Origin of the sequence: Microbacterium sp. 22215, assembly GCF_052045655.1 — a bacterium.
Classification (GTDB): domain Bacteria; phylum Actinomycetota; class Actinomycetes; order Actinomycetales; family Microbacteriaceae; genus Microbacterium; species Microbacterium phyllosphaerae.
Window position 1 is genome coordinate 298,597 of sequence record NZ_JBQEPC010000002.1, and the last position, 19,003, is coordinate 317,599.

The 19,003-nt window shown below is 67.0% G+C and carries 21 protein-coding genes, 1 tRNA gene and 1 other RNA gene; 5 read left to right on the forward strand and 18 right to left on the reverse strand.

Going from position 1 to position 19,003, the window contains the following annotated elements; translation table 11 throughout:
• Positions 1–4: 4 nt before the first annotated feature.
• Both ACTJKH_RS04715 and ACTJKH_RS04720 read right to left on the reverse strand, forming a co-directional pair.
• Positions 5–421 (reverse strand): hypothetical protein, encoded by a 417-nt coding sequence (locus ACTJKH_RS04715; protein ID WP_440735947.1) that lies wholly within the window; start codon positions 419–421, stop codon positions 5–7.
• Positions 422–527: 106 nt separating this feature from the next.
• Positions 528–600: transfer RNA gene (locus ACTJKH_RS04720), tRNA-Lys, on the reverse strand.
• 147 nt (positions 601–747) lie between these two features.
• Between ACTJKH_RS04720 and hisN the strand changes: the two genes are divergently transcribed.
• Together hisN and ACTJKH_RS04730 are read left to right on the forward strand one after the other, a co-directional pair.
• A complete protein-coding gene (gene hisN, locus ACTJKH_RS04725; protein WP_440735948.1) occupies positions 748–1,545 on the forward strand; it encodes a histidinol-phosphatase in 798 nt (265 codons plus the stop codon).
• 14 nt (positions 1,546–1,559) lie between these two features.
• On the forward strand, positions 1,560–2,123 hold the full coding sequence (locus ACTJKH_RS04730) for a hypothetical protein (protein ID WP_440735949.1): 564 nt from the start codon (positions 1,560–1,562) through the stop codon (positions 2,121–2,123).
• Between the two features lie 67 nt (positions 2,124–2,190).
• Here ACTJKH_RS04730 and ACTJKH_RS04735 read toward each other — a convergent pair whose 3' ends face one another.
• The gene (locus ACTJKH_RS04735) at positions 2,191–2,505 is read right to left on the reverse strand and encodes a DUF7882 family protein (protein ID WP_210097739.1); all 315 of its coding nucleotides are present in this window, start codon (positions 2,503–2,505) and stop codon (positions 2,191–2,193) included.
• Positions 2,506–2,592: 87 nt separating this feature from the next.
• On the opposite strand from ACTJKH_RS04735, the gene ACTJKH_RS04740 reads away from it, so the two are divergent.
• Positions 2,593–3,447: a transposase gene (locus ACTJKH_RS04740; RefSeq protein WP_440735950.1), complete on the forward strand. Its 855-nt coding sequence runs from the start codon at positions 2,593–2,595 to the stop codon at positions 3,445–3,447.
• 94 nt (positions 3,448–3,541) lie between these two features.
• Here the strand turns inward: ACTJKH_RS04740 and ssrA are convergent.
• Positions 3,542–3,911: a transfer-messenger RNA gene (gene ssrA, locus ACTJKH_RS04745) on the reverse strand.
• A gap of 142 nt (positions 3,912–4,053) precedes the next feature.
• Here ssrA and ACTJKH_RS04750 point away from each other — a divergent pair.
• Complete coding sequence (locus ACTJKH_RS04750) at positions 4,054–4,722, forward strand: SIMPL domain-containing protein (RefSeq protein WP_440735951.1); 669 nt, start codon at positions 4,054–4,056, stop codon at positions 4,720–4,722.
• A gap of 8 nt (positions 4,723–4,730) precedes the next feature.
• On the opposite strand, the gene hflX is transcribed toward ACTJKH_RS04750, so the two are convergent.
• Positions 4,731–6,242, reverse strand: a complete 1,512-nt coding sequence (gene hflX / locus ACTJKH_RS04755; RefSeq protein ID WP_259159415.1) for a GTPase HflX — start codon at positions 6,240–6,242, stop codon at positions 4,731–4,733.
• A 68-nt stretch (positions 6,243–6,310) separates the two neighbouring features.
• On the opposite strand from hflX, the gene ACTJKH_RS04760 reads away from it, so the two are divergent.
• Positions 6,311–6,952 (forward strand): class I SAM-dependent methyltransferase, encoded by a 642-nt coding sequence (locus ACTJKH_RS04760; RefSeq protein ID WP_440735952.1) that lies wholly within the window; start codon positions 6,311–6,313, stop codon positions 6,950–6,952.
• 18 nt (positions 6,953–6,970) lie between these two features.
• Here ACTJKH_RS04760 and ACTJKH_RS04765 read toward each other — a convergent pair whose 3' ends face one another.
• The 13 genes from ACTJKH_RS04765 to ACTJKH_RS04825 form a co-directional block, all read right to left on the reverse strand.
• Positions 6,971–7,624 carry an HAD family hydrolase gene (locus ACTJKH_RS04765; protein ID WP_440735953.1) on the reverse strand — a complete coding sequence of 218 codons (654 nt, stop codon included), beginning with the start codon at positions 7,622–7,624 and terminating at the stop codon, positions 6,971–6,973.
• Positions 7,624–8,496, reverse strand: a complete 873-nt coding sequence (dapF, locus tag ACTJKH_RS04770) for a diaminopimelate epimerase (protein ID WP_210097733.1) — start codon at positions 8,494–8,496, stop codon at positions 7,624–7,626. Before dapF ends, ACTJKH_RS04765 begins: the two co-directional genes overlap by 1 nt.
• A 22-nt stretch (positions 8,497–8,518) precedes the next feature.
• On the reverse strand, positions 8,519–8,977 hold the full coding sequence (locus tag ACTJKH_RS04775; RefSeq protein ID WP_440735954.1) for a GNAT family acetyltransferase: 459 nt from the start codon (positions 8,975–8,977) through the stop codon (positions 8,519–8,521).
• A gap of 26 nt (positions 8,978–9,003) precedes the next feature.
• Positions 9,004–9,531, reverse strand: a complete 528-nt coding sequence (locus tag ACTJKH_RS04780) for a dihydrofolate reductase family protein (protein WP_440735955.1) — start codon at positions 9,529–9,531, stop codon at positions 9,004–9,006.
• Positions 9,532–9,582: 51 nt separating this feature from the next.
• Complete coding sequence (gene miaA, locus ACTJKH_RS04785) at positions 9,583–10,521, reverse strand: tRNA (adenosine(37)-N6)-dimethylallyltransferase MiaA (RefSeq protein WP_440736146.1); 939 nt, start codon at positions 10,519–10,521, stop codon at positions 9,583–9,585.
• A 14-nt stretch (positions 10,522–10,535) separates the two neighbouring features.
• Complete coding sequence (miaB, locus tag ACTJKH_RS04790) at positions 10,536–12,083, reverse strand: tRNA (N6-isopentenyl adenosine(37)-C2)-methylthiotransferase MiaB (RefSeq protein ID WP_440735956.1); 1,548 nt, start codon at positions 12,081–12,083, stop codon at positions 10,536–10,538.
• A gap of 83 nt (positions 12,084–12,166) precedes the next feature.
• The gene (locus ACTJKH_RS04795) at positions 12,167–12,682 is read right to left on the reverse strand and encodes a regulatory protein RecX (protein ID WP_440735957.1); all 516 of its coding nucleotides are present in this window, start codon (positions 12,680–12,682) and stop codon (positions 12,167–12,169) included.
• A 471-nt stretch (positions 12,683–13,153) separates the two neighbouring features.
• Positions 13,154–14,197, reverse strand: a complete 1,044-nt coding sequence (gene recA / locus ACTJKH_RS04800) for a recombinase RecA (RefSeq protein ID WP_440735958.1) — start codon at positions 14,195–14,197, stop codon at positions 13,154–13,156.
• 284 nt (positions 14,198–14,481) lie between these two features.
• A complete protein-coding gene (locus tag ACTJKH_RS04805; RefSeq protein ID WP_440735959.1) occupies positions 14,482–14,706 on the reverse strand; it encodes a DUF3046 domain-containing protein in 225 nt (74 codons plus the stop codon).
• Positions 14,707–14,728: 22 nt separating this feature from the next.
• Entirely contained in the window at positions 14,729–15,037 is a 309-nt protein-coding gene (locus ACTJKH_RS04810; protein ID WP_056509484.1) for a helix-turn-helix domain-containing protein, read from the reverse strand.
• 141 nt (positions 15,038–15,178) lie between these two features.
• Positions 15,179–15,661 carry a CinA family protein gene (locus ACTJKH_RS04815; RefSeq protein WP_440735960.1) on the reverse strand — a complete coding sequence of 161 codons (483 nt, stop codon included), beginning with the start codon at positions 15,659–15,661 and terminating at the stop codon, positions 15,179–15,181.
• A complete protein-coding gene (pgsA, locus tag ACTJKH_RS04820) occupies positions 15,658–16,233 on the reverse strand; it encodes a CDP-diacylglycerol--glycerol-3-phosphate 3-phosphatidyltransferase (RefSeq protein ID WP_440735961.1) in 576 nt (191 codons plus the stop codon). Before pgsA ends, ACTJKH_RS04815 begins: the two co-directional genes overlap by 4 nt.
• Entirely contained in the window at positions 16,233–18,977 is a 2,745-nt protein-coding gene (locus ACTJKH_RS04825) for a DNA translocase FtsK (RefSeq protein WP_440735962.1), read from the reverse strand. Before ACTJKH_RS04825 ends, pgsA begins: the two co-directional genes overlap by 1 nt.
• Positions 18,978–19,003: the final 26 nt, after the last annotated feature.

Consider the following 19,003-nt stretch of genomic DNA (forward strand, 5'->3'; position numbering starts at 1 on the left):
TCGGCTACTTCACGGTGACGGTGATCTCCGCGGTCTCCCGATCATTCACGTCCTCAGGCACCGAGCCGCGGAACTCGTATTCGAACCGGATCACCGTCGTGCCGGTGCCGACGGGAGCGAAGCGATACGAAAGCTCGCTCGGAGCGCCCGCTTCGCCATTCTCTCCAAGGTAGCGGGAGCGCTCGTCTCCCGGCCCCAGGACGGACGGGTCCGGCTCCTGGGTGATCACCCATTCGTCACCGACCGTGTGATTCACCTCGCCGAAGTCGACCACGAGAGATTCGCCGGGCGCGAGACTCACGGACGACGTCGTGTAATCTACGGTCTTCTCTGCGGCCGCCGAACAGCCGCTGACCCCGATCCCGACAGCGGCCGCGACCGCCACGACGACGAACCTCGCCACCAGTATCCGCATCGCCATCCCCTTAGCGTTTGCATCAAGCTAGCGCACGGATACTGATCTCGGCGGCATCGCCGCGGATGCGAAAAAGCCCCGATGACTGGCGAGAGTCATCGAGGCTGATCCGTGCACCCCCTCGGACTTGAACCGAGAACCCACTGATTAAGAGTCAGTTGCTCTGCCGATTGAGCTAGAGGTGCGTGGCCCGGGAAACCCCCGGCCGAGGAATTACATTACCAGCCGATGGCGCCGGTGCGAAATCGAGGCGGGCACATCGCGTCCGCCGCGCGTGTCGCCCCGTGTCCGCCCTTCTCTGAGGCCTCACCGCGGGCGGTTATCCTAAGAGCGTGACCGCCTCCCCCAGCGCCGAAGAACTCGCTCGCGACCTCGAACTGGCCCTTCGACTCGCCGATGCCGCAGATGCGCAGTCTCTGCCCCGTTTCGACAGCCCCGATCTCGAGGTCTCGACCAAGGCCGACCACTCGCATGTCACCGACGCCGACCTCGCCACCGAGCGGGCGATCCGCGAGATCCTCGCCTCGGAGCGCCCCGACGACGGGATCTTCGGCGAGGAGTTCGGCGCACAGGGCAGCACTCATCGCCAGTGGATCATCGACCCCATCGACGGCACGGCGAACTTCCTCCGCGGGGTGCCCCTGTGGGGCACCATGATCGCACTCGCCATCGACGGCGTCCCGCAGGTCGGGGTCGTCAGCATGCCGGCACTCGGCCGTCGCTGGTGGGCGGCGGCAGGGGCAGGGGCGTGGACGGCGACGGATGCCGAGCCCCGCCGCATCCGGGCATCCGCCGTGTCGTCGCTCGACGACGCCAGCGTGAGCTTCCAGAGCATCACCCAGTGGGCGGAGTCCGGCCACCTCGAGCAGCTCCTGAAGCTCGCCGACCGCGTGTGGCGTGATCGAGCATATGGCGACGTCTACGCATACATGCTGCTCGCCGAGGGACGCATCGACATGGTCGCCGAGTTCGGCGTCAAGGAATACGACGTCGCAGCCGCCGTGCCGATCGTGCGCGAAGCCGGAGGGCGCTTCACCGGTTTCGACGGCACCGAGACGATCTCGGACCGCTCGACACTCGCGAGCAACGGCGTGCTCCACAGCGCACTGCTCGAACTGCTCCACGGCTGAGGAAGGCCCCGATCATGAACCGCAGATCCTCCGCCGCATTCGCGGCCCTGCTGCTGACCGCAGCGCTGACGTCCTGCGCTGGCTCCCCGGAGACGGAGTCGAGCCCCACGCCGGCCGCCCCGAAACCGTCCCCCACGGCGACCGCTGAGCCCGTTGCGACGCAGCCTCCCGCGACACCGGTGGCACCGACGTGCGACACCATCGTCTCGGCGGGCACGGTGAAGGTCCTCACGGACGAGGGATGGACCTTCGAGGAGAAGGAGTTCGTCATCGGTGACGTGACCCTCCCCGACGGGCTGCTCTGCTTCTGGGCCGACTACACCGTCGCCTCCGATCACGGGCAGCTCTACGGGTGGTCCGAGATCTCCGCTGAGGATGCGAGCAGCGCGCAGTCCTCGCTGCTGAAGGAGGGGTGGACGCGTGAAGACGGCCCTGACGGCATCTACATCACCGAGAACCCGCAGTACTCGATGGGCACCGATGACGACGGGTACGGCATGACCTACCTCTTCGGCGACGGCTGGGTGAAGTTCGCCGACACCCGGCAGGGATTGATCCTGATCGAGTGGGCCGGCTGAGCAGGAACCACGGATCTCCGGCGCACCGCTGCTGATCGCGTGGCCGAGCGATCACGGGGCCGCGCGATCATGGCGTGGGCGCGTCGATGACCTCGTCGATCAGCTGGATTCCGCCCGTGGAGTTGACCGACTGCATGAGGTCTTCGATCCATCTCGCGTTCAGCTGAGGCTGCTCCGGCTCATCGAAGGTGAACCGGAGCGGGATGGACGGGTGGATCCAGATCGTGGATCGGCCGCCGGGCTCACCGTCGGGGTGACGCCAGGAGAGGGTGAAGCTCTCCTGCCTGCGGAGCTTCGTCGCGATGACGATCTTCAGGTGCGCGAGCGCGCGATCGTCGATATGGATCGGAACATCGGATGCTCCGTAGAACAGCGTCGCCATTTGCCCAGAATACTGGCTGACGCCGCGGGCGAGGAGGACACGCGAGCGCTCCGGCGCACGTATCCGACCCGGTGTATCGTCGCTCGCATGGAGCCCTCCCTCGCCGACATCGCGGTGGAGCTCTACGCCGCACCTCCGGTGGACTTCGTGTCGGAACGCAACGCTCACGCCGCCCAGGCCGCAGACCCTTCGGTGGCCGCTCAGATCCGCGCCCTGAAGAAACCCTCGACGGCGGCGTGGGTCGTCAACGTCTTCGCGCAGGAGCGCGCCGAGCAGCTCGGTGAGGCGCTGCAGCTCGCCGAGGAGCTCCGGGAGGCGCAAGCGGATCTCGACGCGAAAGCGCTCTCGCAACTCGGACGAGACCGACGCGCCCTCACGAGCAGACTTGCGGCCGGCGCAGTCGAGCTGGCTCAAGCACGCGGTGCCCGGGTCACGCCCTCGACCCGCGACGCAGTCGAACAGACGATCACTGCGGCCTTCTTCGATCCTGCTGCGGCTGCGGCCGTCGCTTCCGGGCGACTCATCCGTGAGTTGGAGCCCTCAGGAGACTTCGCCGACATCGCGGACAGCCTCGTCGGCGGCGGGCAGCCGTCGACGCCGAAGACCACGACCACGCCTCCCGATGAGGTCAAGGCCCGCCGTGAACGTCGCGACGCCGAGCGCGCGCTGCGAGAGGCCGAGACGGCCCACGAACGCGCAGTGCGGGAGGCCGCCTCGGCGGATCGCGCGCTGCGGGGCGCTTCGCTGCGCGTTGAAGAACTCGATCGGCGCGAGCGCGACCTGCAAGCCGAATTGGCGGCGGTCCGGAGCGACGCGAAGCGGGCGCACGCCGACGTGGAGCGCGCGGAGAGCGAGCAGCGCGGACTCGCGACGCGGGTGAGCGAGACCGAGGACGAAGTGCGGGCAGCGCAGAAGACCCTCGACGACCTCGCCCGCCGCTGACGCTTTGGACGCATCAGGACTGCGCCGGACATGAGAGAACCCCGAGGTCGGCGCGTGTGCGCCCACCTCGGGGTTCTCGCTCGTGACAGCGACCTGGTGGAGCTGGGGGGAATCGAACCCCCGTCCAACGCTGAGTCTCCACGCCTTCTCCGGGCGCAGTCTGTGCAGACGTTCTGCTCGGCTCCGACCTTTGTCACAGACACCTAAGTCGACGAGCCCAGCCTGGGAAGAGTCCCACGTGACGTCCAGACGCCATCACGCAGCAAGATTCCTAAATGACGCCAGGATCCGTATCGGAATCACATACGGCCTGACGGACTATCGGGCTCGCTTATGCAGCGAGGGCGAAGTCGTTGCGCTTGGTTTCGGCAACTATTTTTTTGCAGAGAGCGTTTACGAGATAACTCTGCATCCTCGGCCCGCTTCTCGTGGATTCACAGGCGCTGTCGAAACCGATCAGCCCCGTGGTCCTTCTCTCGAAGGAGCCGCTGTCACACTGTGGAATTTCCAACTCGGGAACCGGAGTACCCGAGCATCACAGACTACAACGTTCGCACCGTCTCCGCCATTCCTCGCCTGTTCATGCGGCTGGCGTAGAGTCGCCCCATGAGCGAAGTCACCGTCACCGTCCGCGGCGAGCACGAAGCGCGTGTCGCGCCCGAGCGCGCCACCGTCCGTGTCAGCGTGCGCGCAGAGGGACCTGAGCGTTCCTCCGTGGTCGACCAGGTGATGCGCCTCACCGAGCCGGTTCGCGACAGCATCACCGCCCGCAAGGACTCGGGCACCGTGATCGACTGGACGAGCACCCGGCTCTCGGTGCGAGCCGAGCGTCCGTGGAACAACGAGGGCAAGCGACTCGCTCCCGTCTATTACGCGAGCATCGATCTGACCGCGACATTCGCCGACACATCCGAGCTGTCGCTCTGGGTGTCGGACGTCTCTCCCTGGGACGGTGTCGAGGTCGGCTGGGTGAACTGGCATCTCACGCCTGAGACGAACGCGCGCCTCGAGCGCGAGGTCGCAGCGGAGGCGGTCGGCGTGGCCGTGGCACGCGCACAGGCCTACGCCACAGCCCTCGGGCTGGGCGAGGTCGTTCCCGTCGAGATCGCCGACGTCGGACTGATCGCTCCGACGCCCGCTCAGCCGTTCTCCGGCATGGCGAAGGCCCGCGGGGCCGCACTCGCGTCCGCCGACGCCGGGAGTTCGTCGATGGAGTACGAACCCGACGAGATCGTCATCTCCGCCACGGTCGAAGCGCGGTTCCTCGCGCGCTGAATCCGTCGTCAGGCGTCGGCTGCGAAGGGCGCGAGGTCGGCAGCGAGTCGCTCGGACACGCGCGCATGCACGGCCGTGCCCTCCTCGCGGTGGTCGACCGACAGAAGCATTCCGGTCTCGTGGATCGCGGCGACAAGGTCTCCCCGGTCGTACGGGACGACCGCGTGCACCTCGACCGCGGGCTTGGGCAGGGCCTCCTCGATGGCCGCTCGCAGTTCCTCGACCCCCTCGCCTGACCGCGACGAGACGAAATGAGCCTTGGGCTCGAGCCCCCGAAGCACGAGCCGCTCGCTGTCATCGATGAGATCGGCCTTGTTGAACACGACGATCTCAGGCATGTCGCGCACGCCCACGTCGCCCATCACGTCGCGCACGGTCTGCAGCTGACCCGCGGGATCGGGGTGCGCGCCGTCGACCACGTGCAGCACCACGTCCGCATCGCCGACCTCTTCGAGCGTCGACCGGAACGCCTCGACGAGCTGATGCGGCAGATTGCGCACGAAGCCGACCGTGTCGGTGAGCGTGTAGACGCGACCGTCGGAGGTCTCCGAACGCCGCACCGTCGCATCCAGCGTCGCGAACAGAGCGTTCTCGACCAGCACACCGGCGCTGGTGAGCGCGTTGAGCAGACTCGACTTGCCCGCGTTGGTGTACCCCGCGATCGCGACGGACGGGATCGTGTTGCGCTTGCGTTCAGCGCGCTTCGCCTCACGCGCCGGACCGAAGTCACGGATCTGGCGGCGAAGCAGCGCCATCTTCGTGCGGATCCGACGTCGATCGAGTTCGATCTTCGTCTCACCGGGGCCACGTGAGCCCATACCTGCACCGCCGGCACCGACCTGGCCACCCGCCTGACGGCTCATCGAGTCACCCCAGCCGCGCAGACGCGGCAACAGGTACTCGAGCTGCGCGAGCTCGACCTGCGCCTTGCCCTCGCGGCTCTTGGCGTGCTGGCTGAAGATGTCGAGGATCACGGTGGTCCGGTCGATGACCTTGACCTTGACGACGTCTTCGAGCGCACGCCGCTGGCTGGGCGCGAGTTCGGTGTCGGCGATCACCGTGTCGGCGCCGGTGGCGGCGACGATGTCCTTGAGCTCCTGAGCCTTGCCTCGTCCGATGTAGGTCGCGGCGTCCGGGTGCGGGCGGCGCTGCAGCACGCCGTCGAGCACGACCGCACCTGCGGTCTCGGCGAGGGCTGCGAGCTCGCGGAGCGAGTTCTCGGCATCCTCCTGAGCACCCTGCGGGTACACGCCGACGAGCACCACGTTCTCGAGCCGCAGCTGCCGGTACTCGACCTCTGTGACGTCTTCGAGCTCGGTGGAGAGGCCGCCGACGCGCCGCAGCGCATGACGGTCCTCGAGATCCCACTGGTCGCCGTCCGATGAGGCATGCGACGCCGTGGCGCGGTCCTGCAGCGCCTGCGCAGCGCCGAACACGCGCGCCTCTGTGCGCTTCTCCGCATTCGCGAGCACGCGATCGACTGCTTCGTCACCTGTGGAGTGTGTCGTGGTCTCCGTCATCCGTCCCTGATCTCTGGGTTTTGTTGCGAGCCTTAACCTTAGCCCGCGCTGTCCGCTACGCTCACGGTATGGGGTCCGACCATTACTTCACCGCGGCCCCGGCAAGCCCCGAGAACCTGCGATCGATCCGTGTGACGCTCGCAGGCCGTGAGCTGGACCTCACCACCGCTGGTGGCGTCTTCAGCCCGGATCGGCTGGATGCCGGTACTGCCGTCCTTCTCTCGAACATGCCTCCCGTTCCGCCGGGAGGCCATCTTCTCGACCTCGGAAGCGGGTGGGGCCCGATCACCTTCTCGATGGCTCTCGCCGCGCCGCACGCGACCGTGTGGGCCGTGGACGTGAACGAACGAGCCCTCGACCTGGTTCGGCGCAACGCAGCAGCTCTCGGTCTCAAGAATGTCAACGCATCCCTGCCCCAGGATGTTCCCTCCGACGTGACGTTCCGCTCCATCCGCTCCAACCCGCCGATCCGCGTAGGCAAGAACGAGCTGCACGGGCTCCTCGAGAAGTGGATTCCCCGCCTCGATGAGCGCAGCGACGCCTGGCTCGTCGTGCAGCGCAATCTGGGCGCGGATTCGCTGCAGCGCTGGATCGGCGCGACGTTCCAGCCCGGCTTCAGCGTCTACCGCACGACGACCGCCAAGGGATACCGGGTGCTGAAGGTCCGCAAGCACGGCACCCCTCCGACCGAGCCCATCACACTCGTCTGAGATCGGATCCCGCGCTGCTCACCGCCCCAGCAGGGAGGGCAGTCCGCGCATGTCCGTGAACACGGTCGCTCCTTCGCGTTCCAGCCACTCGGCCGGGGTGAGGCCCCCGGCGTAGCCGAAGACCCGCATCCCGGCAGCACGAGCCGCCTGCACTCCGAAACGGCTGTCCTCGACCACCGCGCAGCGATCCGGCACGATTCCGAGACGGTCGGCCGCATGCAGGAAGAGATCAGGGGCCGGCTTGCCGTTCTGGACGTCGTCGGCGCTGAATATCCGCCCCTCGAAACGTGGGAGCAGTCCGGTCAAGCCCAGTGTCCGTCGGATCTTCGCATGCGCCCCGCTCGATGCGACGCACGTCGTCACCGAGAGCTCATCGAGCGCCGCCTCGATACCGGGCACTGCCGTGAGTTCGCGCTCGAACGCGTCGACGTACCAGGGCTGGTAGGGCGTCTCCCAGTCATCCGCGAGCGAGCGCCCGAGATGCGCTTCGATCTCGGAGCGGAAGTGCGCGGAGGAACGGCCGACGAAGCGGTGCAGGATCTCCTCCCGCGAGAGAGTCCACCCGAGATCGGCGAGGACCCGACGATCCACCTCGATCGAGAGGCGCTCGCTGTCCACGAGAACACCGTCGCAGTCGAAGATGACCAGGTCGACGGGCTCGATCGCCCGCATCAGATCAGGTCGACCTCACCGCTGAACACCAGCTGAGCGGGTCCGGACAGAGCGACATGCTCACCGTCCTCCGCAGGGAACATACGCACGCCCAGTGTGCCGCCGGGCACCTCGACGCGCCAGTTGTGGGGAGCCTTCTCACCCGCCCAGTGACGGACGGCCAGAGCCGTGGCTGCCACACCGGTGCCGCAGCTGAGCGTCTCGCCGACTCCACGCTCGGACACGCGCATGGTGACGTGACCGATTCCGTCGCGCACGAGCGGCTCACCCGGGACGACGAACTCGACGTTCGCTCCCGCCGGAAGCACCGGATCGAGCGCGGGGGCGCGGTGCAGTTCCAACGAGGCGAGTTCGGCCTCGGAGGCGAGAGCGACCACCACGTGGGGGTTCCCGACGTCGATTCCGAGTCCGGGCCGCGTCACCGCAAGGCCGTCGGTAGTGACGAGCGGATCGTCGCCCGAGAGCTTCCAGAGGCCGAGATCGACCTGGTACCCGGTCTCGCTCCGCGTGACGTCGCGGACGCCTGCGCGGGTTCCGATCGGCAGTGTGGATCCCGGCTCGATGGTCGCGAGGCCGGAGCGCACGAGGTAGTGCGCGAACACCCGGATCCCGTTGCCGCACATCTCGGCGATCGACCCGTCGGCGTTCCGGTAGTCCATGAACCACTCGGCGTCGGGTTCCTCAGCGAGCGCGGCCTGTCCCTCGGCGATCGCGGCGGAGCGCACGACACGGAGGATGCCGTCTGCGCCGATGCCGAAGTGTCGGTCGCACAGCACGGCGACCTGCTCGGCACTCAGATCGAGAGCCCCGTCGGGGTCGGCGATGATGACGAAATCGTTGCCGGTGCCGTGACCTTTGGTGAATGCGACCATTCGACCAGTCTAGAGATCTCCGCTATGCGTCGACGATCAGACGCTTGCCCGTGTTCGACACGGAGAAGCGCTCATAACCGAGCGCGTCGTAGAAGCCCAGCACCGCGTCGTTCCCCTCTCTGACCATGAGCTGCACCTTCGGGCATCCCATCGCGAGAAGTCGACGCTCAGCCTCTCGGACGAGCGATCGGGCGACCCCACGCTGGCGATGCGATGCCGCTGTGGCCAGATAGTAGAGCCACCCGCGGTGGCCGTCATACCCGGCCATGACGGAGCCGACGATCAGCCGCTCGTCGGACTCTCGCTCCGAGCCCCCTCCCTCCGACTCCTCGACGACGAGGAAGAGCTCGGGATGCACCGTGAGCTTGCGTTCGATGTCGAGCCGAGGGTCGTTCCACGGTCGGGTCAGGCCCGCTTCATCCCAGAGCGCGACCACCGATTCCGTGTCGGCGCGCTCGAACGCCCGTACTGCCCACTCCATGCCCCCAGTCTAGATTCGACGCCGGATCAGTCACGAACCACCCGATACCGACCGCACATGAAGTTGCGGTTGCGCGCGACATCGAGGAGTTCGAGGTCGAGAGACCTCGGCAGCAGCGGCGCCCCGGATCCGAGCGTCACCGGTGCGTACTGCACCCACACCTCGTCGAGCAGGCCCGCATCGGCGAACTGCCCTGCCAGGTCTCCCCCACCGACGACCCACAGATCCTTGCCGGCCGCCGCGTCGAGCATGTCGGGATGGACGTCGGCGACGTTGCCCTGGGTCACGCGGATGTCCGCGCCCTCGGGGACCTCGAGCGTCCGGTGCGAGAACACCCACGTCGGCTGGGTATACCCCCAACGCCCCTCTTCATGCCGCATGACCCACTCGTACGTCGATGCTCCCATCGCGAGCGCGCCGATCGTCTTCTCGAAGGCGGCGTACGACATCGGACCGTCCTGGTCGATGTCCTGCTTCAGGAGCCAGTCGAGAGAATGCTCGTCGGTCGCGATGAATCCGTCGAGGCTGCTTGCGGTGTAGAAGTGGGTCGCCATGTACTCAGCTTTCCATCGACCACCGACATCAGGTCGCGACGCACATCCGCATCACGGTTCGAGGAGCGGGGCGGCGTCGACCGGCGGTTCATGCCAGGTCAGTTCCGGGTACCGCTTGAACCAGGAGACCTGACGACGGGCGTATCGACGGGTGAGCGCCTGCGTCTCGGCGATCGCTTCGGCGCGGGAGAGCCGTCCGTCGAGCTCGCCGAGCGCCTGAGCGTAGCCGATCGCTCGCTGGGCCGTCACGCCCCGTTCGAGCCCGTGCTCGCGGAGCCCCCGCACCTCGTCGACGAGCCCGGCTTCCCACATGCGGTCGACTCTCGCGTCGAGCCTGTCGACCAGCGTCCCACGGTCGACGTGCAGACCGATCAGGCGTGTGTCGGGCTGCCAGAGCGAGGGCTTCTCGGGGAGCGCCGCACCGTGCGTGGAGCTCCCCTGCTCGAGGACCTCCAGCGCACGGATGACGCGCCGACTGTTCTTGGGGTCGACTTTCGACGCCGTCGCCGGATCGAGGTTGCGCAGCCGCTCGAGCAGCGCACCGACTCCATCAGCGGCGAGCTCGCTCTCGAGACGCTCTCGGATCACCGGGTCGCGCGGGGGGAAGGCGAAGTCGAAGACGACGCTCGACACATACAAGCCGGAGCCGCCGACGAGGATCGCATCGCCGCCGCGCTCCTGGATATCGGTCACGGCCGCACGCGCAAGAGGCTGGTACCAGGCGACCGCGGCCTCCTCGTCGAGTTCTCGGACGTCGAAGAGATGGTGCGGGATACCTCGACGCTCACTCGGAGTGAGCTTCGCCGTTCCGATGTCCATACCCCGGTAGAGCTGCATGGCATCCGCGTTGACGATCTCGGCAGGATTGCCGCGCTGACGGAGCATCTCGGCGAGGTCAAGAGCGAGGTCGCTCTTACCCGTGCCTGTCGCTCCGACGATCGCCCACAGCCGCGGTGAGTGCGCCCCGCCCTGGGGGACCGGAACGGTCATATGCCGGGGAGCGGTCACACGCCGACGCGAAGCGTCGGCACGCCGAGTGAGACTGCGCGGGGTCCGTCACCCGTGGCCGCCGCCGGAACAGCGCACGAGTCCGCCTGCGCGCGATCCCATGCGTCCCCGCCGCGGGTGCGACGGATGCGCAGCGGTGCTCCGGTGGGATCGTCGGCGAGCAGATGGAACGGCGCTGCATGCGTGATGGTCACCGAGACGACGTCGCCGGGCCGCGGCACAGCGGATCCGGGTGTGACCTCGAAGTGCACGAGTCGGTTGTCCTCGCCTCGCCCGGTGAGGCGGTGCGTCTCGGCATCCTTCTTGCCCTCGCCCGTGGACACGAGCACCTCGACCTCGCGGCCCACCTGCTTCTGGTTCTCTTCCAGAGAGATGCGCTCCTGCAGCGCGATCAGGCGGTTGTAGCGCTCCTGCACGACGGCCTTGGGAACCTGGTCTTCCATGGTCGCCGCGGGCGTGCCCTCACGGATCGAGTACTGGAAGGTGAATGCGCTCGAGAAGCGGGCCTGCTCGACCACGCGCATCGTGTCTTCGAAGTCCTCGTCGGTCTCACCGGGGAATCCGACGATGATGTCGGTCGTGATCGCCGCGTTCGGAATGCGGTCCCGTACCCGGTCGAGGATCCCGAGGAACCTCTCGCTCCGGTACGACCGCCGCATCGCCTTGAGGATCCTGTCACTGCCGGACTGCAGCGGCATGTGCAGCTGCGGCATGACGTTCGCCGTCTCGGCCATCGCATCGATCACGTCGTCCGTGAAGGCGGCAGGGTGGGGGCTCGTGAAGCGGATGCGCTCGAGTCCTTGGATCTCGCCCGCGGCGCGCAGCAGCTTGCCGAACGCCTGACGGTCGCCGAACTCGACTCCGTAGGAGTTGACGTTCTGTCCGAGCAGGGTCACCTCGATCGCGCCATCTTCGACCAGGAGCCGGATCTCGTTCAGGATGTCTCCCGGGCGCCGGTCCTTCTCCTTGCCGCGGAGGCTCGGAACGATGCAGAAAGTGCACGTGTTGTTGCACCCGACGGAGATCGAGACCCAGCCGCTGTGAGCGGAGTCACGCTTGGTGGGGAGGGTGGACGGGAAGACTTCGAGCGACTCCAGGATCTCGAGCTCGGCGTCGCCGTTGTGGCGCGCGCGCTCGAGCAGTCCGGGGAGTGAACCCATGTTGTGTGTGCCGAAGACGACGTCGACCCAGGGAGCCTTGTCGAGCACTGCCTGCTTGTCCATCTGCGCGAGGCATCCGCCGACAGCGATCTGCATGCCGTCCTTGCGACGCTTGACCGCCGCCAGCTGGCCCAGGGTGCCGTAGAGCTTCCCCGCGGCGTTGTCGCGGACCGCGCACGTGTTGATGATCACGACGTCGGCCTCAGAGCCGTCGGAGGCGCGGACGTATCCTGCGCTCTCCATAGACCCCGAGAGTCGCTCGGAGTCGTGGACGTTCATCTGGCACCCGAAGGTGCGCACCTCGTACGAGCGGGTGCGACCGTCGGAGTCGATTGCTGCCGACGACGAGCTGATGATCGTCGGTTCACTGCGCGGGATAGTCATGATTCCCCCATTGTACGAGCGCTTCCCGAGCGGACGCCCGAGCGGTACCGACCCGGAACCCGACACCCTCGAGGCCGGACTCGTCAGTCGGAGTCGACGAAACGGACCCCTGATGTCGACCCGCCGAAAGAGGCCTCGGCGAGAGCCCTCTTCGCAGCGGTCATCGCGACCGAGCCGTTGTACCCGCGGCGGGAGAGCTGACCGACCAGGCGCCGCAACGCGGTGTCACCGTCGAGACGAGACAGGCCCCGTGCCTTGGTGCGCGCGTACTCGAGCGCCCGCTCGGCATCGTCGTCGGGCAGCTCGTCGAGCGCCGCGTCGACCACATCACGAGGAATCCCGCGCTGGGCCAGAGCTCTCGAGAGCGCCACGCGGCCCTGACCCTTTCGCTCGACCCCCGAGGTGACGAGTTGACCGGCGAGGAGAGCATCGTCGAGATACCCCCGTCGACAGAAGTCGTCGAGGACGTCGTCGATCGCGCCCGAGTCGAGCCGCGTTCCGTCTTGTTCGTACCCTTTGAGCACCATGCGCGCTTCGGAGATCGAGAGCGATCGAGAGCGCAGCTTGCGCACGAGAAGCTCTTCCGCGGCTTCACGCACGCGTGCAGGATCCACGCCTCCGAACTCGCCGCCGAGATCGCCCGGCGGTTGCAGTGCACGCAAGCGCGGTGCAGACCGTCCCGCGGCACCGCGAGCGGGGTGCCGGTCGCTCGGATCTCGAGAATCGGGCGTCGAGGCTCTCGTCGAGCCGAGATCACTCCACGTGGAGTTCCACGTGGAGACATCGGGTCGAGAATTCTCACCCACATCCGCCCCGGATCGAGAACCGGCGTCAGACGATCCGTTGGCTTCGGCCAGCCCGTCGGTTCCGGCTTCGGCGTCTGCTCCGGCTCGACCAGACCCGGTGCGGTCGTCACGAGCCGACCCACCGACCCCTGAACCGTCGTCGGTGGAGCCCGAGCGCGCGGCAGTCCGCCCGAACAGCGGGATGACGGGGGCGAGCTGATCCCGCTCGCCCCCGCCCTCACTCATGGTTCGCTCCGGTTGCCACACAACCCAGAACCATCACGATCACGCCGGACGACGCTCGGCGAGCTCGTCAGCCGGTGCGTCGACGGCGCCGCCGATACCGAGCTTCTGCTTGATCTGCGTCTCGATCGCCAGTGCGATGTCTGGGTTCTTGAGCAGGAACGTACGCGCGTTCTCCTTGCCCTGCCCGAGCTGATCACCGTCGTAGGTGTACCAGGAACCCGACTTCTTGACGATGCCGTGCTCGACACCGAAGTCGATCAGGCTGCCCTCACGCGAGATGCCGACACCGTAGAGGATGTCGAACTCCGCCTGCTTGAAGGGCGGAGCCATCTTGTTCTTCACGACCTTGACCCTGGTGCGGTTTCCGACCGCATCGGTGCCGTCCTTGAGCGTCTCGATTCGGCGGATGTCCATGCGAACCGACGCGTAGAACTTCAGCGCCTTTCCACCCGCGGTGGTCTCGGGCGATCCGAAGAAGACACCGATCTTCTCACGCAGCTGGTTGATGAAGATCATCGTCGTGTTCGTCTGGTTGAGTCCACCCGTGAGCTTTCGCAGCGCCTGGGACATCAGTCGAGCCTGGAGACCGACGTGCGAGTCACCCATCTCACCCTCGATCTCGGCGCGCGGCACGAGAGCCGCCACGGAGTCGATGACGATGAGGTCGATGGCCCCGGAACGCACGAGCATGTCGGCGATCTCCAGAGCCTGCTCACCCGTGTCAGGCTGCGAGACGAGAAGGGCATCGATGTCGACGCCGAGCTTCGCCGCGTAGTCGGGGTCGAGCGCGTGCTCAGCATCGATGAAGGCCGCGATTCCGCCGGCACGCTGAGCATTGGCGATCGCGTGCAGCGTGAGAGTCGTCTTACCGGACGACTCTGGACCGTAGATCTCTACGATTCGACCACGCGGAAGGCCTCCGACGCCGAGAGCGACGTCGAGGGCGATGGAGCCGGTCGGGATCACGGCGACGGGGGCACGCTCGTCGCTGCCCAGCCGCATGACCGAGCCCTTTCCGAACTGGCGATCGATCTGTGCGAGTGCGGTCTCGAGGGACTTCTCGCGGTCAGCGGGTGATGGCATGACGGGCTCCTTATGCTCGCGTGGTGCCGCCTGTAGGCTGTCGCGGTCCTCCCGGCTGGGCGGAACTCTCCGACAAGGCGTATGGCTCTTCGGCTTGCTTCTCACCGTACGAGGGGCCTCTGACATTGAGTCGCCGGCACCGGGAAACAGGGAGAACAAGATCTCTGAACCACTTGTGCAGAAGACTACGCCGGTTTCGAACACATATTCGACAACACGCCGTGCTGGCGTGTCGCGACGTCAGGCGAATCGAAGGCGTCGAACACGTAGAGCCGGCGGAGAGCTCACCTCTTGCGCGGCTCCAGGCGCCCGGCACCATGGCGGCGTTCGGCGGGCACATCCGTCTCTGCGCAGAGTGCGAGCCAGATGTCGCGAGGAGGAACTCCGTCGCCCAACGCCTGATCGGCGGTGCGTCCGGAGAGCTGAGTCAGGACGAGGTCGCTGACGAGAGACGGCCCACGACCGCCGAACTCCGCGTCGACGGCGCGGAGGAATTCACTGCGTCTCATGGAGAGGAAGCGCCCGGAGGGTTCAGTGGAGCGAGAGCTCGGGCTCGATCGAGGCGACCAGGTCGTCAGGGACGACGTCCGGGAACACCTGAATGCCCTCGAGCACGGAGATGCGGTCTCCGACCTCGCGCATGATGATCGAGATGGGAACGTCGAGCGCATCGGCCACCGAGGCGAGGATCTCGCTCGATGCCTCTTTCTGACCTCGTTCCACCTCACTGAGGTAGCCGAGGGCGACGGATGCCTTGCTTGCAACCTGCCGGAGCGTACGCCCCTTCTGCAGGCGGAAGTCCCTCAGCACATCGCCGATTTCCTGTCGTACAAGAATCATCGGAACCTCCTCCCAGATCGTCTTCTCGAGGTCTCCCCCGATGAGATCGCCAGTCTAGTCCTACTGACCTTCACAAAATCTACCTTCGCACGCTGTGCTTTCGGTGTGAGCACATTGATGACAACGGAACTCGTGCCGCGCCTATTCCCGCACGATTCGACGCAGCAGAGAGACCGCGGCATCGACGGTCTGCGCGCGGATCTCCGCGCGATCGCCGGGGAAGATGTGGGACTCGCTCACGGCTGAGGTCGGCGTCACGACCGCGATGTGCACCGTGCCGACGGGCTGACCGTCGGGGGACGCGGGCCCGGCGATGCCGGTGGTCGATACCCCCACGTCCGCAGCGCGCCCGTCCACGGTCACCGCGCGTCGCACCCCGTCTGCCATCTGCCGCGCGACCTCGGGGTGCACGGGGCCATATGCGGCCAGGAGGTCGGCGTCCACTCCGAGAAGCGTGCGCTTCACCGGCGTCGCGTACGCGACGACGGCGCCCAGCAGCGCGACCGAGGCCCCGGGGACGGACACGATCTCCGCCGCGAGGGCACCACCTGTCAGAGACTCCGCGATGCCCAGCGTCCACCCGCGTTCGACGAGAGCATCCAGTGCCTCCGATTCCGTCGTCACGACGGCTGCCGAGACCCTCGGACCTGCGCGACGATGTAGTCGATGCCGCTCACCACAGTGAGGATCAGGACCACGATCATCAGGATCGCCGTCACGAGCACCCACGGCTCGAGCCCGATCACCACGTGGAGAGGGAGCAGCGCCCAGGACAGGGCGACTGCCTGCACCGCTGTCTTGATCTTGCCCATCCACGCCGCAGCGACGACGTGCTCCTTCGCGACCATCAGGCGATGGATCGTGATGCCCCACTCGCGGATCAGGATGATGATGACGAGCCACCAGCTCAGTTCGCCCAGCAGCGCGAGACCGATGAAGCCCGCCCCCGTGAGGAGCTTGTCTGCGATCGGATCCCAGAGCTTGCCGAAGTCGCTGACGATCTCGTACTTGCGCGCGAGGTAGCCGTCGACCCAGTCCGTCGAGATCGCCACGATGAAGAGGACAGCCGCGATCCAGCGCACGGTGATGTCACCGATGCCGTAGGTTCCACCGATCAGGAGCAGGACGAGGAAGACGACCGCGAGAGGTATGCGAGCGATGGTGATCGCGTTGGGAAGCTGCCGAGGGATGGCCATCAGTCGCGTCCCGTCAATCCCCAGGCGTCTTCATCGCCATCGTCATCGGCTTCGACGACCGGAAGCCCCTGGAACTGGGCCTCGACCGGGTCATGCGGCAGACCCGCGGCCGTCGCCGGGGCCGCTGCGGGTGCTGCGGGTGCTGCGGCCGGCACGTCGTCGCCTCGGAGCTTCGCCATGACCTGCGGCAGCTGCTCGGCGGTAGCCAGCACATCGCGTGCCTTGGACCCCTCGGAGGGCCCGACGATCTCGCGCGACTCCAGAAGGTCCATCAGGCGACCGGCCTTCGCGAAGCCCACGCGCAGCTTGCGCTGGAGCATCGACGTCGATCCGAACTGCGAAGACACGATGAGCTCGGCCGCCGCGAGCAGCAGCTCGAGATCATCTCCGATGTCCTCGTCGACCTCCTTCTTCTTGGTCGGCTCCATCGCCTCCTGGACGTCGGCACGGTAGTCCGGCCGAGCCTGGCGGGTGACGTGCTTCACGACCGCGTCGATCTCCTTCTCGTCGACCCACGCACCCTGCAGACGGAACGGCTTCGACGACCCCATCGGTGAGAAGAGCGCGTCACCCTGCCCGATCAGCTTGTCGGCACCTGGGCTGTCGAGGATCACTCGGCTGTCGGTGACGCTGGTCACGGCGAATGCGAGTCGGGAGGGCACATTGGCCTTGATCAGACCTGTGACGACGTCGACGCTCGGTCGCTGCGTCGCGAGCACCAGGTGGATCCCGGAGGCTCGAGCGAGCTGGGTGATGCGGACGATCGAGTCCTCGACGTCACGGGGAGCGACCATCATCAGGTCGGCGAGCTCGTCGACGACCACGAGGAGATACGGGTACGGCTTGAGCACCCGCTCGCTCCCCACGGGCAGCTCGACCTCGCCTGCACGCACTGCGCGGTTGAAATCGTCGATGTGGCGGAATCCGAACGACGCGAGGTCGTCGTACCGCATGTCCATCTCCTTCACGACCCACTGGAGTGCCTCGGCAGCCTTCTTGGGGTTCGTGATGATCGGCGTGATCAGGTGCGGAACACCCGCATAGCTGGTGAGCTCGACGCGCTTCGGGTCGATGAGGACCATCCGCACGTCCGAGGGACGCGCGCGCATCAGCAGGCTCGTGATCATGGAGTTCACGAAGCTCGACTTACCGGAACCCGTGGAACCGGCGACGAGGAGGTGAGGCATCTTTGCGAGGTTCGCGATGACGATGTTGCCGCCGACGTCCTTTCCGACGCCGATGGTCATCGGATGCGTGCTCTTGTGCGCGGCCGGGGACCGCAGCACGTCGCCGAGCGCGACCATCTCCTTGTCGGCGTTGGGGATCTCGATGCCGATGGCGCTCTTGCCCGGGATCGGCGACAGGATGCGCACGTCGTTGGAAGCGACGGCGTACGCGAAGTTGTTGCTCAGCTGGAGGATCTTCTCGACCTTGACGCCGTGGCCGACCTCGACCTCGTACTGCGTGACCGTCGGGCCCCGCGAGAAGCCGGTCACCTTCGCATCGACCTTGAACTGGCTCAGCACGCTCGTGATCTGCTCGATCACCTTGTCGGTCGCCTCGGAACGGACGACAGGGGGCGGCCCTTCGACGAGCAGCCCCGGAGACGGCAGGATGTACGGAGCGACGGGCGCCTGGGGGCCCCGCTCCCCCGGCCCGGGGGTTCCGAACCCGTCGAGGCCCGGCAGCTCGGGAACCTCGCCGGTGTCGGACCCGTCATCGAGCAGCGCGGTGGTCTGCTGACCGGCCAACGACTCCGTCACGGAGCGCACCTCGGACAGCACTTCGGTCGCGGCATCGTACGGGTCTTCGACCACGACGGCCTGGTCGTAGGCGGGCGTCGGCTCGGAGGTGGTGAGGAGAGCGGTGATGTCGTCGGATCCGAGAGTCCCCTCGTCGGGGTCCTCTTCACGACCCGTCTTGTTCCGCCGCCACCAGGGCAGGACATCCGGGTCGTCGACCTTGTCGGCGTCGTCGATCGCGACCGCGTCCTTCGACGGCTTCTCGGTGCGCTCGGCATCGAACATCCACGCGTACAGGTCGCCGAGTCGCTGACCGATGCGGTTCGGCGGCGTCTTGGTGAGGATCAGCACGCTCAGCCCCGCGAGGAGCGCCAGCACGATGTACGCGCCGACGGGCGTGAGGTACGAGAGGGGCTCGCCGACCATCCACCCGAAGAGACCGCCGGCCTCGCTCAGTGCCGGCATGCCGTCTTTCGGCTGGGCACGCACCAGCAGTCCTGCCGAGTCGGCTCGGCCGGCGGCGATGTGGCAGAAGCCCGCGAGGGTGAGCACGAAGAGGCCGAACCCGATGCCGATGCGCCCGTTGTCGTGGACGGAGGACGGATGACGGAACAGCCAACCGGCCAGCAGCAGAAGCAGCACCGGCATCACGAAGGCGACGCGGCCGACCAGCAGACCGACCGAGTAGGCGCTGATGTTCGACGCGACCTCGTTGCCGATGAAGAACCACTCGTTGACTGCGCCGGCGATCGCAAGCAGCACGAGCAGGAACGGGAAGCCGTCACGCCGGTCGTCCTTCTCGAGGGTCTCAGGACCGAACGCACGGAAGAGTCCACCGACGCCGTGGGCGAGACCGCCCCACGCGCGCACGGCGACGGGAGGCTTGTCGAGTTCGTCGATGTACTTCTTCGGCGCAGCCTGAGCCTTCGGAGCGGCCTGCCTCTTGGGGCGAGGCGTGGCGCTCTCGGACGCGCGCGCTGACTTCGTGGTACTCCTGGCCATGCTCTCACGTTACGACCAGAGGCCGA

What these genes read in the sequence shown, in the direction of transcription:
- ACTJKH_RS04715 (WP_440735947.1), bottom strand. Translation starts at nt 421, where the DNA reads ATGGCGATGCGGATACTGGTGGCGAGGTTCGTCGTCGTGGCGGTCGCG.
- ACTJKH_RS04730 (WP_440735949.1), top strand. Translation starts at nt 1,560, where the DNA reads ATGAACCGCAGATCCTCCGCCGCATTCGCGGCCCTGCTGCTGACCGCA.
- ACTJKH_RS04735 (WP_210097739.1), bottom strand. Translation starts at nt 2,505, where the DNA reads ATGGCGACGCTGTTCTACGGAGCATCCGATGTTCCGATCCATATCGAC.
- ACTJKH_RS04740 (WP_440735950.1), top strand. Translation starts at nt 2,593, where the DNA reads ATGGAGCCCTCCCTCGCCGACATCGCGGTGGAGCTCTACGCCGCACCT.
- ACTJKH_RS04750 (WP_440735951.1), top strand. Translation starts at nt 4,054, where the DNA reads ATGAGCGAAGTCACCGTCACCGTCCGCGGCGAGCACGAAGCGCGTGTC.
- hflX (WP_259159415.1), bottom strand. Translation starts at nt 6,242, where the DNA reads ATGACGGAGACCACGACACACTCCACAGGTGACGAAGCAGTCGATCGC.
- ACTJKH_RS04760 (WP_440735952.1), top strand. Translation starts at nt 6,311, where the DNA reads ATGGGGTCCGACCATTACTTCACCGCGGCCCCGGCAAGCCCCGAGAAC.
- ACTJKH_RS04765 (WP_440735953.1), bottom strand. Translation starts at nt 7,624, where the DNA reads ATGCGGGCGATCGAGCCCGTCGACCTGGTCATCTTCGACTGCGACGGT.
- dapF (WP_210097733.1), bottom strand. Translation starts at nt 8,496, where the DNA reads ATGGTCGCATTCACCAAAGGTCACGGCACCGGCAACGATTTCGTCATC.
- ACTJKH_RS04775 (WP_440735954.1), bottom strand. Translation starts at nt 8,977, where the DNA reads ATGGAGTGGGCAGTACGGGCGTTCGAGCGCGCCGACACGGAATCGGTG.
- ACTJKH_RS04780 (WP_440735955.1), bottom strand. Translation starts at nt 9,531, where the DNA reads ATGGCGACCCACTTCTACACCGCAAGCAGCCTCGACGGATTCATCGCG.
- miaA (WP_440736146.1), bottom strand. Translation starts at nt 10,521, where the DNA reads ATGACCGTTCCGGTCCCCCAGGGCGGGGCGCACTCACCGCGGCTGTGG.
- miaB (WP_440735956.1), bottom strand. Translation starts at nt 12,083, where the DNA reads ATGACTATCCCGCGCAGTGAACCGACGATCATCAGCTCGTCGTCGGCA.
- recA (WP_440735958.1), bottom strand. Translation starts at nt 14,197, where the DNA reads ATGCCATCACCCGCTGACCGCGAGAAGTCCCTCGAGACCGCACTCGCA.
- ACTJKH_RS04805 (WP_440735959.1), bottom strand. Translation starts at nt 14,706, where the DNA reads ATGAGACGCAGTGAATTCCTCCGCGCCGTCGACGCGGAGTTCGGCGGT.
- ACTJKH_RS04810 (WP_056509484.1), bottom strand. Translation starts at nt 15,037, where the DNA reads ATGATTCTTGTACGACAGGAAATCGGCGATGTGCTGAGGGACTTCCGC.
- pgsA (WP_440735961.1), bottom strand. Translation starts at nt 16,233, where the DNA reads ATGGCCATCCCTCGGCAGCTTCCCAACGCGATCACCATCGCTCGCATA.
- ACTJKH_RS04825 (WP_440735962.1), bottom strand. Translation starts at nt 18,977, where the DNA reads ATGGCCAGGAGTACCACGAAGTCAGCGCGCGCGTCCGAGAGCGCCACG.